Annotated in this window: 9 protein-coding genes; 3 read left to right on the top strand and 6 right to left on the bottom strand. The window is 56.3% G+C overall.

The annotated features are described in order from the left end of the window. Positions 1-93: 93 nt before the first annotated feature. The 4 genes from EYW42_RS16405 to EYW42_RS16390 are packed head-to-tail and all read right to left on the bottom strand — an operon-like array spanning position 94 to position 10,507. Positions 94-3,732 (bottom strand): DEAD/DEAH box helicase, encoded by a 3,639-nt coding sequence (locus EYW42_RS16405; protein WP_135536465.1) that lies wholly within the window; start codon positions 3,730-3,732, stop codon positions 94-96. Then, complete coding sequence (locus tag EYW42_RS16400) at positions 3,732-6,587, bottom strand: DUF1156 domain-containing protein (RefSeq protein ID WP_135536463.1); 2,856 nt, start codon at positions 6,585-6,587, stop codon at positions 3,732-3,734. The genes EYW42_RS16405 and EYW42_RS16400 overlap by 1 nt, the downstream gene beginning before the upstream one ends. Positions 6,588-6,596: 9 nt before the next feature. Continuing rightward, positions 6,597-7,214, bottom strand: coding sequence for a DUF7680 family protein (locus EYW42_RS16395; RefSeq protein ID WP_135536461.1), 618 nt, complete (start codon positions 7,212-7,214; stop codon positions 6,597-6,599). Further along, on the bottom strand, positions 7,211-10,507 hold the full coding sequence (locus EYW42_RS16390) for an ATP-binding protein (RefSeq protein ID WP_135536459.1): 3,297 nt from the start codon (positions 10,505-10,507) through the stop codon (positions 7,211-7,213). The genes EYW42_RS16395 and EYW42_RS16390 overlap by 4 nt, the downstream gene beginning before the upstream one ends. Positions 10,508-10,873: 366 nt before the next feature. On the opposite strand from EYW42_RS16390, the gene EYW42_RS16385 reads away from it, so the two are divergent. Continuing rightward, the gene (locus tag EYW42_RS16385) at positions 10,874-11,440 is read left to right on the top strand and encodes a hypothetical protein (protein ID WP_135536457.1); all 567 of its coding nucleotides are present in this window, start codon (positions 10,874-10,876) and stop codon (positions 11,438-11,440) included. A gap of 59 nt (positions 11,441-11,499) precedes the next feature. Continuing rightward, positions 11,500-11,934 carry a TRAM domain-containing protein gene (locus EYW42_RS16380; protein ID WP_135536455.1) on the top strand — a complete coding sequence of 145 codons (435 nt, stop codon included), beginning with the start codon at positions 11,500-11,502 and terminating at the stop codon, positions 11,932-11,934. Positions 11,935-11,989: 55 nt separating this feature from the next. Here EYW42_RS16380 and EYW42_RS16375 read toward each other — a convergent pair whose 3' ends face one another. Next, positions 11,990-12,721: a hypothetical protein gene (locus EYW42_RS16375; RefSeq protein ID WP_135536453.1), complete on the bottom strand. Its 732-nt coding sequence runs from the start codon at positions 12,719-12,721 to the stop codon at positions 11,990-11,992. Positions 12,722-13,187: 466 nt separating this feature from the next. Here EYW42_RS16375 and EYW42_RS16370 point away from each other — a divergent pair, with 466 nt between their 5' ends. After that, entirely contained in the window at positions 13,188-13,742 is a 555-nt protein-coding gene (locus tag EYW42_RS16370; RefSeq protein ID WP_135536451.1) for a hypothetical protein, read from the top strand. A gap of 247 nt (positions 13,743-13,989) precedes the next feature. On the opposite strand, the gene EYW42_RS16365 is transcribed toward EYW42_RS16370, so the two are convergent. Next, on the bottom strand, positions 13,990-14,292 hold the full coding sequence (locus tag EYW42_RS16365; RefSeq protein WP_135536449.1) for a hypothetical protein: 303 nt from the start codon (positions 14,290-14,292) through the stop codon (positions 13,990-13,992). Positions 14,293-14,321 lie beyond the last annotated feature (29 nt).

Genomic DNA, 14,321 nt, shown 5'->3' with positions numbered 1-14,321 from the left:
CGGCGGGATTATGTTCTCACGACGTGATCTATGACTCTCGGGACGGGTTCTGGGAGTAGGCAACGTAGGGGGTTTGGTTGGCGAGAGTAGCTTCTAATCCGATATTGGTGACTGTGACAACCAGTTCAGAACAGTCTGCTCAGCATCGTCGGGATTTGTAATCGAGCTCGTTCCACCAAGCAGATCTTTCACCGCTTCACTCGTCGTTGCTGGCTCCACTACAGTCGCCTGCTTGGCATCAGCTACACGGTGCCCTCGAGTCACGGACGATCCGCTCTCTTCACGCCGACCGCAGACGAATTCCAGACTATCCACTTCCTCTGGAGTTGCGTCGCGGGCGAGCACCTCGAATAGCGGATCACCCGGTAGCAGTAATCGAATCGATGGGAATTTGTCCGCAATCCCTGGCTTAAACGTCACCACAACACCGCTGCCACCCCCGAGTTCTGCCTGCGCAGTCTCACCGAGTGAATCCGGCATCGCTACCGAGCCACCCTCTGGTAACTCCAGAACGTACGTGTCATCGACGACGTCGTCAAAGTCACCGGTGCGAGCATGATTTCGGAGGGCAGTAAACGTCCACTCGGCCTCTTCAAGCCGGTCACTCTGCGTCAGCAACGTCTCGATTGTTTCCAAGCTCACCAACGGCTCATACGAATGATCGCCGGTCCCAATTTCGTCGAACGCCGGGTAACAGTGCGGTTCCCATCCATCGAGCCCTGACCTCTCGATAATCGCTTCTTTCGTCGACGCATCCCCCGCCTCACTCGTCAGGCCAGTCTCTTCAGCTTTCTCCTGCGCACGCTTCGCCCGCGAGTCCGCCTCTTCAACAACTTGCTCACTAGACTCTCCGGTGTCCTTCGCGTCGGAACCACCCATTACGGCGTCTTTGATATCTTGCTCGATACTGTTCAGGACGGGACGCATCGGCCCGACCACGTTCTCGAACAACTGCAGCCGTCCCTCCAGTTCCTCGTAGATGTCGCCGTCGATGCTATCCTTGTACGCGTAGTTGATGATCTTCACAACCTCGTTCTTCTGCCCAATACGGTCGATTCGCCCGATGCGTTGTTCGACACGCATTGGATTCCACGGCAAATCAAAGTTAATCAGCGCGTCCGCAGTTTGTAGGTTCAAGCCCTCACTCGCGCTATCTGTACAGATGAGGATATTGGTGTCCCCGTCGGTGAAATCACGCTTGATCGCTTCTTTGCCGACGTCAATCCACTCGCCAGATGTCTCGTCGTACTGCATCCCGCCCCCACCACTGTACGTACCGACGTTCGGATGCGTATCAGTCAGGGTCTCCCGGATGTGTTCAAGCGTGTCGTGGTATTGTGTGAAAATGATGATGTTATCTCGCGCGTTTTGACGGAGCGAGCGAATGTCTCGGCGAAGTTGGGCGACTTTCGGATCTGTATGCGCCTGCTTGAGGTCATCTACGAACTCTTGGAGGGCTGCCCGTTCGGCTTGAACCACGTCCGCTGCGCCACGGCTGCTTGGCTGGTACGCGTCAAGGGATGCTTGGCCGATTGCCTCGTCGATTGTCGCCTCCGTCACGCCGGTATCCTTGCTGAGTTCGGAGACCTCTTCGGTCATGTCCTCGACCTTCTCGTCGAGTTTCTCCATCCGACGCTGGAGGCTCTGGTTGATGGCGTGCAGACTGCTCGTGAGACGTTGTCGGTAGGTCGTCATCACGAACCCCAACGCGAGCTTCTCCTTCCCGGTCAGCACCTTCTGCGACTGCTTGTACGTCTCATCGATGTACTGTTCCACCTGGTCGTACAGCGGCTCGGCCTCCTCTAACTCGATGCGTTTCGTCTCGACGTCGCGCGCCGGAACCGTATCCTCGAGCAACCCGAGGTCCTGACACTGCTCAAGGACAGCGCGGGTGTTCCGGAAGATACGAGACTGTACTGGTGTGGCCCACTGCGACGCTTCGACGAGCGCGTTCCATTCAGCCGGGCCACAGTCGAACATCAGCGAGCGCGGATCGTCGAACCGAGACGACGTCTCTCGCACGCCGACGAGTTTCTCGAGGGCTTTACCCTGCTGGATCGACTCTGTATCCGTCGAACCGACCAGCGTGCTCGCTTGGTCGTCGTATCCGGGGTTCGACGTAAGGTGCTCATGGAGTAGCTGGCCGAAGCGTTCGATTCTGGGCCGCCCCTCTCCCTCTTCGAGATCCAGTTCCGTCTGGAACTGCTGGAGAACTTGCTGTTGCCCGTCAGCGACGTCCTGATAACGGGGCCCGACGGTATCGAGACTGTCGTCGAGTGCGCGGCGAGTCTCGAAGAACTCGACGAACCGCTCCTTGTCGTCCCAGCCTTCGGGGAGATTGCACAGTCGGAGGAGATCGTAGAGTTCGCCGACGTTCAGCTGCATCGGCGTCGCGGTGAGTGCGTAGAGACATCGAGAGACGTCTTCAACCTGCCCGAGGAGATCGTAGAGTTTCGTCTCTTCGCGGGCGCTGTGTGCCTCGTCTACCACCGCAAGATCCCACACGGCTTCGTCAGCTCGTGGGGCGACGTGTGCTTGGTTGTTCTCGCGGCGGGCGGTGTGCCACGACTCGATTACGATGGTCGGCTCATCTCTCCCGGTAACGAACGACCCAATCGGCGTATTTTCCCAGGAGTCGGCGTTGATGGTTCCGGTAGTGGGGATGCGGTTGTCCTGTGCGCTGCCGAGTGGGCCGACCATATAGTCGCCGTCGTAGGACCGTTCGTGGTAGTACGCGTGGATGTTGAAGCGGTCGAGGAGTTCGTTCTGCCACTGCTGGACGAGGCCCGCAGGAACCAAAAACAGGGCGTTCTCGACCTCGCCGATCTGCATTAATCGGGAGAGCGTCAGGCCAGCTTCGATGGTTTTGCCGAGGCCGACTTCGTCACAGAACAGCAGGTTGTTCGGGTAGATGCTGACCGCAGTATCGGAGATTGTGCGTTGGTGAGGCCAGGGAGTGACGGTGCTGATCTCTTCAGCGAGGTGTATTCCACCGGGTGTGCGCCCGGCGAGTGAGACCACGCCGGCGGTGTCGTCTTCAGGGACTGTCGTCTGTGAATCGCGGTTTTTGACCCGTTCGACGTGCTCGTCGAGCGAGCCATCGGTATCCTTCCAGTCGATGAGGTTTTGGCGTGCAGCTTCGTCGAGCTGGTAGACGTCGACGGAGGGGTGGAAGCCGTTCCAGAGGGCGTTGAACGTCGAGACGTCTTCCTCGACGAATTTTGCTTCGCCGCGACTCCAGGAGCGATGGACTTTGAAGCGTTCGTAGTTGTACTGCCACGCGCTGAGCGTTTCGTTGATGCTCCCCTCAAAGCTGATCTTGTTGCCGTCGCGGTCAACACCGATGCCGAGCTTCGGGTGGAAGAGCCCATCACCGCCTTTTGGATCGCCGACTTTGATCTGGAGGTCACCGCGATCGAGGAGGGTGGCGATGATGGTGAGCTGGGATTCTACCCAGGGTTCGAGAGGTTCATCGGCATCAGGGAACATCGCGCCTTTCTCGCGTTTTTGGAGGTCGGCGCCAGCGATGACGCGGACAGTCCCATCGGTCTCGAGGAGAGAGTCGACCCCTTCGAGGGCGTGCGCCAAGCTGCGTAGACTGAGATAGCCGGCGAGTCGGTCATAGCGGATGATTTCGTCAAGGAATGGCCGGTAGAACGTCTCCATGAGTGTCCGGTTGGTCCGGAACTCGCTCTCGTACACCGGGTCCCACGAGACGTCTTGGAGCGACATTACTGGTGGTCACCGAGTTCGGACTGCCTGTCTTCCCCGGACATGTCGATGTGGTCGAGGTTGATGTCCAGGTAGTCCCCCGTTTCACCGGAGACGAGGTTCACGAGTGTGTTCCGCATATCCGAATCGGTAGAGAGGACCTCCAGAAGCGCTGTGACTGTCGCCTCGAACTCTCGGTTCGACTTGAGATTCCTGTCCGAGACCCACTCCCAGGCAGCACGTGGGCCTTCCCGTTCGTACACGTGGATCGCTGCGTGAACTGTGTCGATCGTATAGGTGAACCGCATGTCCGTCGGGTTCACGGGGTGCTTTCGGGATGAGGGATTGTCGGCGCTGTCACTCTTCAGGAGGACGATATCCTGTACTCGGTCATCGTTGTCTTTCAGGACGATGTCCTTCTGGCTCTTCCCCCAGATCTTCGTTGAGCGCTTGATGTTGTCGATGTCTACGTTGGCCGCGACACCGAGCTGTCGAGCTTCGTCGTACGGGATGGTGTCGTTCTCGTAGATCAGCCACGAGAGGATGTACCAACGCGTGAGCGAGTCGATCTGGTCGAGACCTTCGGTCTTGAGGAAACGTTCAGCGAGAACCCCGGTCACGGCCTTCCGCGCTTGGCCGAGTGCTTCCCGGGGACGGATTTCTTCACCCTTCTTGTTCACGACAGGGTGTGCTTCAGCGTATTTCTGAAGCGTCGGCCCGTAAGCGGCGATCGCCGTATCCGTTTTGGAGATGTTGTATCCCGAATCGAGGATTTCTTCCGCTTGGTCTCGTGCGGCTTGGCGAATATCCTCTTGGATGTCTTCCCAGAGCGTACGTTCCGACGACTGACTCACCTGTTTTCGAGCAACAAGGAAGATGGAGCTGTCTGCACTTGCATGGCCCTGCATGCTAATTCTGTCCGACATCTCGGTCTTGATTGGGTGTGTTGCAGTAATGCTGAACCCAGCACTGATGAGGGCAGACGTGAGAGTGTCCCAAGCGTCCATCTCCCGGTGAGTGAACATTACAGTCATGACACCGCCCGGACTGAGGAGTTCTTGTACTTCCGAGAAGATCTCCTCCATCTTGTTCTCGTAGTGTTCGTCGGCGAGTTCCTGCTTCGACTGTTCGTCGTCAGCAATCTCCTCAAATCGATACGGGTTGGCCACTGCCTCGTTATCTTTGTCGGTCAGATTAGAGCTGTAGATTTCTGGGTGGATGTCTTCCAAGTATTCTTTCTGAATGACGTAGAAAACGTCCGAAAGTTCTGCGTACATAATACTGCTGTAGTACGGCGGATCGACAATTGCTGCATCAACTGAACCAGGATCTAAGTCGGTAGTCAGCTGCCCCGCATCAGTCGATACAACCTCTGCACCTTCCGCATCCGGAAGATACGAAACTAGTTTCTCATAAGCGTCGAACACGTGCTCAGAGTGCTTTCGATACCCTCTACGGGGAGCAGACAGATTGTTGTCTACTGTCATCCGTTTCAGGATAAGGGTATTATCCGTGAAGATGTGGCTCCCATAGCCCCTCGAATCTCGCCACTGGTTGAGTCTTGTATTATAGTTCATTGCTCGACTCCCAGCAAGGGCGAGAACCGTCAGTATAGCATCTGAACGCTCAGTATCGTAACTATCCTGGATTTTAGATTTCTGCTCATGGAACGCATTCACGAATTCATACTGGACGATCAACTGGCGAGGGGTGAATATGTCTCGCCATTCGTGCATCCCATAGATCGCTGGGTCGTTGGTACGGCTGCTCACGTCTACCGGTTCACTTAGGAATGTTAGAAGATCAAAATCGCTTTCAACTCGCTCCGCAGCCTTCTGCATCCCTTTCTGATCAACTTCCCCACCGGCACGATAGCCACGATCACCGTTTTTCGTCTCGTAATTCACCCCGTAGATGCTGTACTCGAATTCACCGTCGTGGATTTTCTTCCGAACATCGTCTTTCTCATTCACGACGTCGCAATGGGGACACTCGGCACTCCGGCCCCTCAGTGGTGCTTCTTCCGGGTCATACTCTGGTTCGTTCTCAACGCGTACGTGGGCGTACTCTACAGTGCCGTTCTCGTAGATCGGCTTGATTGCGTCCCCGCCGTCCGACTCCTTATTCAGCCACCACTTGGAGACGAGAGGGATTTTCCCACCACAGGAATCGCACTGAATGAGGTAGGTCATCGCCGAGTTGAGGATCTGGCGATCAGATTCTTCTGTCGGGAAGTAGGGCTCGATGTTCTCTCTGGCAGTCTCGAGGATTTTGTCTCGCCATTCGCGGATGTCGGGGTCGAGCGAACCAACCTCGGGCGCGTACTCCAAGCCCGCCTTCAGGATAAGCGATGGAACGGGATTCAGCTCGTTCGCCTTCGCGGGGATTCCGTACCGAATCGCCTCGAACGGGATGATTCCTCGCCCTGCGGTCGGGTCCAGAATTGTCGGGAGCTCTCCGCCCCATGCATCACGCAGGGTTGACTGAAGCTTCTCGATCTCGGCGTCCGTCGGTGACTGCGTGTTGGGATTCGGATAATCGTAGTGGTCATCGAGCGTTCCGCTGCCTTTCTTCTCCGTGAACTTCTTTTCGACGTAGTCAGCGATCCCGGTGTCTAGCTCCTTCTTGCCAATCTTCATGAGCCGGAGAAGCTCGTCAGAGTCGATTTCGCCGGGATACACCGAGGCGAGCACAGCTAGCCGCACCGCAGGCGTAGGGCGGGCAGCAAACCATTTGTGGAGGCTTCGGAGCGCGTGGTACCGCCCGGATTCCATGTCCTTCTGGCTCTCGATGTCGATTGCGTTGAGAGGGAGTTTCGACTCGACCGCGACGTTCTCGGGAACTTGTAATTCGTCCAGGAAAGATTTCTCAGACATTGTTAGTCGTTAGATGTGGTCGGCGAGCAGGGCGCGGAGTGCTTTCGTACCGCTGGGGGAGGACGGCGAGCGAGCCTTGGCGTGCCAGTAGTAGCACTCGCCCAGACTCATCTGGTCGATTCCTTTCGCGATCTCCCGGAGTCGATCCCGCCGGCGCATCGGCTTCATCGCACGGAACGCGATCGATAGACGAACACCAGCAGCCTCGGGGAGACTGACGCTTGCTGGATCGCCTGTGCAGACGATTTCAGGATCGAGACTAATCTCACGGAAGGTAGATTCGATGAGGTAACTCACCTCGTTGAACGCCCCGCTACGCAAGGTAGCGATACGAATCGCACACCAGCCATCCCAATCGTATGCCGTGTCGTCTGCACCAGGGAGTTCGGATGGCGAGTCCTCGCCGACAATCGCGTCATCCAGCTCGCACACCGAGACGCTCACCGACTTTTGAGCTCTCTCGAAGCGCTCCCGGCGAGCAGTCGCGATATCACGCGGAGCGAGTTCGTACAGCGTGATTTCGTGCTGGTCATCGACCCGTTCGCGCGTCAACACGAACGTGGGCCGATTCCCGTACGCACCCGTAGTGAAGGCAAACGAATTACCCTCCGCGATTCCCTGGCTCATACCTGGGTTACCTCGCTGGACTCGATCACGCGGATTTGGGTCTGCATCGTCACAGTGAATGCGTTGTCGACCGCGAGAAGCTCGTCGAGGGCATCGAACATGTCGCTATAAAGTCGGTCGTCTCCCTTTTTGAACTCTAGGGCGAACTCCGCTTCAGCGGTACGACCACCGTCCGGATTTGAGAGGTCCTCGGGTTCCATGTTGAACCGGAGGTGGCTCGCGAAGACGTCCGGGCGTCCCTCGAAGTCGACTTCGAACTCCGATTTTGAATTTGCGCCATCGTTCGCTTCATAGTCGAAGTCCATCGTGGTGTCCTCGGAGAAGTCATCGGAGTTGCTGAGTTTGTTCGCGGTGAACCACGCACCCTTCCACGCATCAGCCCCATCGAGGTGAATCCACACGCCCTCGACGATCGGCGATAGTTCGTCCGGGTGACCGCTGTACTCTTCCTGGGCAGTAGTGAGTCCCTCGGCAATGTCAGTACGCATCTCCTGAAGCGCACGCGAGACATGCGCCGGCTCCGAGGTACGAACTTCGATGAGTTTACTGAACGGCTCGGGATCATCACCGCCGCCACTCGAACCACCATCACCACCGCCCGTATCGTCACCATCGCCACCACCTGTCGGCTCGTCGTCCGTCTCTTCGTCCTCGTCGGGTTCCTCCCACTCGAGTGCACTCCCGACGTCGGCGACCAGCTCGTCGAGCGACGTATAAAGGGTGTACGACTGCGAGAGTTTGACGTCCTGATAGCTCAGACCTGCTTGGAGATTCTTCGCGTCGTCGAGTTCGTGCTCGTCCGCCGCGAGCCTTGCACCGGATGTGTAGTACCCAGTGTTCTGCTCCTCGTCCCAGTATGCGTAGTCATCTTCACGAACCAGTTGAGCAATCGTCTTTCGCAGGGGGATGGGTGACAGGAGGATCTCTGCGTCCTGACGCTTCCCGAACTGTTCCTCGATTGCGCGTGTCGTCATCGAGTCTGCACCGACGTTCCAGATCGTCGCCTCGAACCAATCAACGCCATAGGCGTCCTCTCCTTCGGGGATGATTGCGCTGGCCTCGTCGAGTTTCTCGATGACGCTCTGATGGATGGTGCTGTCGGTCGTGACGTTCCGATGCGCAAGTCCATCCTCGGTGGGGAAGTAGAGGTGCGTGTAGGCTTTCTTGATGTCTTGATCGAGCGTCCCTTTCGCGCTATCCAGCCGCTCACCGAGCTTGTCCTGCTGTTCGGTGTTGAGTTCGTACTGGTCGCCGAGGTTGGTCTGGATGTGTTTGATGGCGGCGACGCGTTCTGCGGTGCGCGTTGCGTCCGTCACGTCGTTCGCGCTCGCCGCGAGGAAGACGACGTTGTTCTTGAACACGCGCGGGGTCTTTTGCCCACCACTCGACGATGCCGTGTTCTTGAACAGCGTCTGGATCGTCTCCGGGACGGTTTCGTAATCCGTGATGGTGACCGTATCGAAGTCCATCACGCATAGATGCGCTTCGTCCGCGGTGTCCGGAATTTCGTGTGGCTCTTCGGGGCCGACAATCACGTTGAGGCTGCCCTGTCCGAGCGCTTCGTCCAAGGCTTCTTCGAGGTGTCTTCGCGCGAGTCCATCTTGGAGCTGTTCGACGACAGAGTCGACGAGTTTCGTCAGGTTCGGTTCTGACTTGAACTGGATTTTCTCCCCGTTGTCCCCATGCAGGTAGAAGCACGCAGACCGGCGGCCTTCTCCGAGGAGATTGTTGAGCGCATCATCGTAGTGTGCCAGCTCGACCTCGGTGTTGGCCACAGCATGTCGGAGCGGCCGACGAGTGATTCCGCGTCCGTCGGCTCCCTTGACGATACTCTTCCAGAGGATCGTCGTGGAAAGGTTAGTGCCGAGCGGTGGATGACTATTCTTGACCCAGTTCCGGTCTTCCTCTTCGGCATTGGCCGTTCCATCCTCGGAGTTGATGTCGGCTTTGATGGCGGCCTCAAAGTCCATATCCACCGACGAGAACAGTCGAAGGAGCGTCGATCGGACGTCCCCATCAGATGGGTGCAGATCGAACAGCCGAACGAAGTGGCGCTTCTGGTTGTCGTTCTGGTGCTGCCAGAGCCGGTACACTGCACGAGAGAGGAGTTTGAGCGCTCCGCGAGTACGCTGGAATGCTGGCAGCGAGTCGAGTTCCTCGGTGAGCGTGTCGATGACCGTAGGGTGAATCGGATAGCTGTCTTCGAGTCGGTTTCGATGCTCTGGATTTGCCGCGCTATCGGGGAAGGAGTCACGATCGCCCGTGTAGAATGATGCGTAGGCGTCCACAGTCGCGTCGCGACCATCTGCTTCGACGCTCTCGAACAAGCGGTGTCGAAGGACGGCAGCGATTTCGTTGTCTTCGGTCGGGGTGATGGAGCCTTCGACGCGGTCGCTGATACTGTTAAACTCGGAGATAGATTCAGAGACGAGCCCTCGGACGTCTTCAGCTTGGTCAGCGAAGGCCGTATCTGCAATACTGAGGACGACCGTGACCTTGTCGTTGTTCTGCGTCGCGGACAGCAGCGACATCAGGAATGTGTTCGTCTGCTTCGCGAGCGTCGAATCACCGATTTCGACGGCAGCAGCCTGTTCGAGGTAGGCGGCGATCTCGTCGATGAGGATGAGCGAGGGGTTGTCGTTGCGCTCGAAGAGGCGTTCGAGTTTGGTGGTTCCTGGTGGGGTGCGGTTTTCGTCGTTTTCTCTGAGGAACTCGTAGCCTTCACGCCCGAAGAGCTGATAGGCCATTTCGCCCCACATGGTCTTGGCCGCGGGGGCGTCGGGGTCGTCGTAGTTCGAGCGAGCGTCTTCGGCATCGACGTGTGTCCCGACGAAGACAGCGGTGTTAACGTCGAGGCCGAGCGCGGCGGCGTCAGTATACTCGTTGGCGACGTCCTGTTCGAGGATGAAGTCAGAGAGGTCAGGAACGGCGCTAGGGGATTCGGCGAGGTGGTACGCGGCGATTTGATTGTGGGTTTTACCGCCGCCGAAGCTAGTGTCGAGGCGGAGGATACCGTTGGTGCCGGTGTAGTCGTCGTTGTGCGCGCCGACGAAGCGGGTAGCGAGGCGCGTAAGGAGTTCTTGGAGGCCGCTGGTGGGGTAGGTCTTCTCGAAGAAGAGACGTGGGTCGGCGTAGACGCCAGGGGCGTCACTGCTGTGGGCGACATCGGCGAGACTGGCGGCGAATTGGTCTTCAGAAAGTTCTCCGGTGAGAACGTCCTGGCGTGGTTCGCAGGTGTCGAAGATGCTCGGCGGTCGGTTCGTCTTACTGGTGGTTGTGGGAGAGTCACTCATTTGTTTGAGGTGGTGGTATCGTTGGAGCGTTCTTGGAGGAGCGTTTTGATGACGGAATCGAGGGACGTGTGATCCTCTTCGTCCTTTATTTCCTCCAGTTGTTCCTTCGTCCAGTCTTTTACTCGTATCATCGGCATGGTTTTCGCTCGAAATATCTGCTTTCCTGAGTTTCCAACATGGCAGGTTATCGCTGTGTAAACAGACGGTTGACTTAGTCATTTGGTATTTTAAAGATCACTATTGCGCAGTCAGTGGGAGGTTTCGTTCTTCATCGCCCTACGCTTCCTACCCCCGCGAACTTCGTGCGCATCCGACCTGGCGTGCATATCAACCAGTTCTTTATAGCCAGATGCAGACGCGAGCAGTATGTCGAAGCCGGATATTGAAGCCCTTGACGACGGCGACGCCTATCCCTACTCATCGCACATTAGCGTCGACGGAACGGAACTCCAGATCAGTGACCTCCTCCTCGTCTTTGACTCTGCTGACAGTCACACAGTCAATTTTTTCGAGCGCGTCTACGGGTTCACCTGGCCAGGAGTTATCACTCACGTCGTCGACGGGCCAGTCCCCGCTGAGTTTCACGACTTCGAGGACCTCGCTGCAAAACTCGACAACGGTAAGATCGCTATTGCCAGCGAACGCGAACGAACGTGCTTCTTCGTTGACGAGGAGACCGTTCGGACGCTTACACTCTATCGGTATTTCCACCAAAACGGCTGGCAACCGATCCTCGTAGACGAACGTCGTGACCCGCTCGAAAATCGTCCCTCGTATCAGGAAGTCGTTCTGTGCTCAGATGCCGGTGAAGTGATTGACGAGCTCTTTGAGAATCATCCCTCCGATAAATCGGAAGCCGATCAAATCCGGGACTTTCTGCTCGCTGCAGGCTACGAACCAGACGCCCTTCCGCCGAGCGAAACTCACGAGTGAAGCTCATTGTCGCGGTCTGAACAGCCATCGATTATTTACCCAGAGGTTCATACCCCCGCATGGTCGAAATTCCCGACTCACTTCGGTCCCTGTTTAGTGCTTCTCTCCAACAACGAGACGGGACATACGTCATCGAAGTTCCGTCGGACGAAATCGATCAGGAGGCGGTGACTGTCGACGAAACCTATCGAGTTGCAGTCCTTGATGCTGCCTCGTCTGCGAAGGCAATGACTCCGCAGGCTTCTCAGAATGCTCACACACGCCAAAATGCGACTCAGCCCCCATCGGGACCTCCTGTCGATGACGGCGAGGTTCGGGACGTGACGATTGAAACCGTCGGCGATCAAGGCGACGGTATCGCGAAAGTTGAGCGAGGCTACGTCGTGATCGTTCCCGGCGGACAACCTGGTGACGAGCCGACAGTTGAGATCGAGCAAGTCCAAGAGAACGTCGCGTTTGCCAGCGTCGTCGATAGTGATTCGCGGGCTCTATAAGTGGATATCTGGTGAGTTTCGATCAGTCCTCAAAGCACCTCTACGTCAATAACGGTCAATCCTGATGAGCTAACGCATGGGACAAGAAGTTCAAAGTCTGTGATCCGGTACCTAGCCCGGATTCATCTTCTCGTAGTCCTGCCATCATCTCTAACACCACGTAGAACTGCCTGAGTTCCACTACTCCGACATACTCATCCGGGAAAAAGAACAGCAAATACACTGCGTCCATTGTAGGGACCACGAAGATGTGCTCACCCGAGTCGACTGCTTCATTCAGAGAAACGTAGTTCAGCACCCGCTCATAGAACTCGTATTTCATCCCCGGCTTTTGATTAAGGTCGGAGATCAACCGGTCTTTCCGACCTCTGTTGACCGAGACACCGGTACTGCTTCTCTGAATGACGTCCTTTTCCTCCAGATACGATTCAATCTCGTCAAAGTCAGGGTTGCCTACCGACTCGATCTCCAACCGGTCAGCTGGAATAACCGGTCCCAAGGCACGGACTGCTCCGTACACATCGGCGATGAACGCTTCTGGCTGAAGATCTCCTTCACCAGGTCGTTCACCGTTCTCAGAGCCCTCGTGCGTCAAATGGTACAGCACAGAATTCTCAGAGAAGGCGAGAGTGAAGTGTCGGTTATTCCAATCCGGAGTAAGAGAGAACCCGCCTCTGTTGGCGTTCGGATTGATCCCTAACGTGTCCTCATCGAAATGGACTCGGATACCGTCGTCATCGCTGACGACATCAATATCAAAGATTGGATTGTAGTTGAACGCGGTCACCTGTCATATCGACAAGCGACAATACGTAGTCCATCGTACAAAGGATTTCTTCTGAGAGGGAACGACCGGGGAGAGATTTCACTCAAGAGGGTTGCCCCGAGAGAAGGCGTCCGCATCATGATGACGCTAAATGCGAACAGCGCCACGATGATAACCGCCACCGTGGGTGCGGAAGTCGTCAGAACTGCACCTGCAATAATCGATGCGAGGGCGTTTGTTCCTGTCATGGTCAGAATCTTGGTTACCGGGTCGGGTCCTCGGGTACTGCCTGGTGTGGCATACGCCTCTGAGGAGTCGAACCTCAGCCCTGCCACGCGACCCTGCTGACCATTTCGTGACTTCCGATACTTCTGCTTAATCGACTGGAGACTATAATACCTTCGAGGCCCCTTCCTGACCCGTACAACCTTCTTTCCGCATACTTCGTGGAAGAAGATTCAAGTGGAAGGTAATCGAACACGTCGATATGATTGACATACGGGGATTACTAAATTGGCCGTACGGTTTCGAGCGACGTCACCACATTCTCGTAGGGGCAGCTGTCATTGGCGGGCTCGACCTCTTCTTGGCGAACCTCAACGGTAGCGTGCATCCGGTACTCGCTTTCCTCGCCATCATCTCACCGTTCGCAGCACTAATCGCGTTCACCAAGTCGCCCCCCTCCGAGCTAAAGACGCTGACAGTGTGGGCGTTCCTTGCCTTGTTCGGTAGTGGGACAGTGAAGCTGTTCGTCCATCCCCACGTTGCACCGGGAATGACGCTGAACCAGTTCACTGCAACAAACCCGGTGGGCATGGGAATCACCGTAGTAACCGCCGTCGCCATAATCACTCTACTCGAAGTACTGGCGGTGCTCGTCGGAAAGAAGATCTACTACCGGAAGACCGGTGGCTCCGGTGGCTCCTCCGGTACACCTGAAGAACGGGTGCTGAGTGAAGAAGAGTACAAAGACTTCGCCCCCATCGAATATACCAAACAGATCATCAATCAGACGACGCCCATCTCCGACGCCACATCGTAGGTCTTCCGAACCCTGACTTATCCTACAGTAGCGGTACCCCGATCAAGAAGGTAAGCACCATCACTGCAAACTGCACCAGCTGAACATTCGGCGTCCACTCAATTCTCCTCTGCAGTTTCTCTTTCAAACTACTGGCAACCATTGAGGCTGATACTATCTACCTCATCTCAGTAGCCCTCTTCACTCTTGTAACAGGAACGGAGTCTACGCGTACCGAGATCGCTTAGAATAGCGAACGTGTGATTTTCTATCGCCGGCTAAAACCACGACCTCCGCCGCTACTGAGACTTGAGAAGAAACCGTAGACTGCCAACAGGATAACTACGACGGCAATCCAGGTCTCGATGCTTGACGCTAACTGAATAAGACTGTAGCTGGCAGACAACGAGGCACCGAGAACGTTGTAGGCCCCTGCGAAAGGACCACTCGTTCCCATCGGCTTTAGAATCAGATAAATCTGCGCCACCATGTAGAACAGGACGCCAATACACAGTGCTATGAACGGACCGAAAACCAGAGTTTCGACCGCGTCACCTACGTCCTGATTCATTATCGTATTATTCTCTGCCTGTAACCAAA

The sequence above is a fragment of the Halostella pelagica genome, assembly GCF_004762015.1.
In the GTDB taxonomy this organism is placed as follows: domain Archaea; phylum Halobacteriota; class Halobacteria; order Halobacteriales; family Natronoarchaeaceae; genus Halostella; species Halostella pelagica.
This window is presented reverse-complemented; position numbering and strand designations above follow the sequence as displayed.

Coding starts and splice junctions, on each gene's coding strand:
- EYW42_RS16405 (WP_135536465.1), bottom strand. CDS start 3,732: ATGTCGCTCCAAGACGTCTCGTGGGACCCGGTGTACGAGAGCGAGTTC.
- EYW42_RS16400 (WP_135536463.1), bottom strand. CDS start 6,587: ATGTCTGAGAAATCTTTCCTGGACGAATTACAAGTTCCCGAGAACGTC.
- EYW42_RS16395 (WP_135536461.1), bottom strand. CDS start 7,214: ATGAGCCAGGGAATCGCGGAGGGTAATTCGTTTGCCTTCACTACGGGT.
- EYW42_RS16390 (WP_135536459.1), bottom strand. CDS start 10,507: ATGAGTGACTCTCCCACAACCACCAGTAAGACGAACCGACCGCCGAGC.
- EYW42_RS16385 (WP_135536457.1), top strand. CDS start 10,874: ATGTCGAAGCCGGATATTGAAGCCCTTGACGACGGCGACGCCTATCCC.
- EYW42_RS16380 (WP_135536455.1), top strand. CDS start 11,500: ATGGTCGAAATTCCCGACTCACTTCGGTCCCTGTTTAGTGCTTCTCTC.
- EYW42_RS16370 (WP_135536451.1), top strand. CDS start 13,188: ATGATTGACATACGGGGATTACTAAATTGGCCGTACGGTTTCGAGCGA.
- EYW42_RS16365 (WP_135536449.1), bottom strand. CDS start 14,292: ATGAATCAGGACGTAGGTGACGCGGTCGAAACTCTGGTTTTCGGTCCG.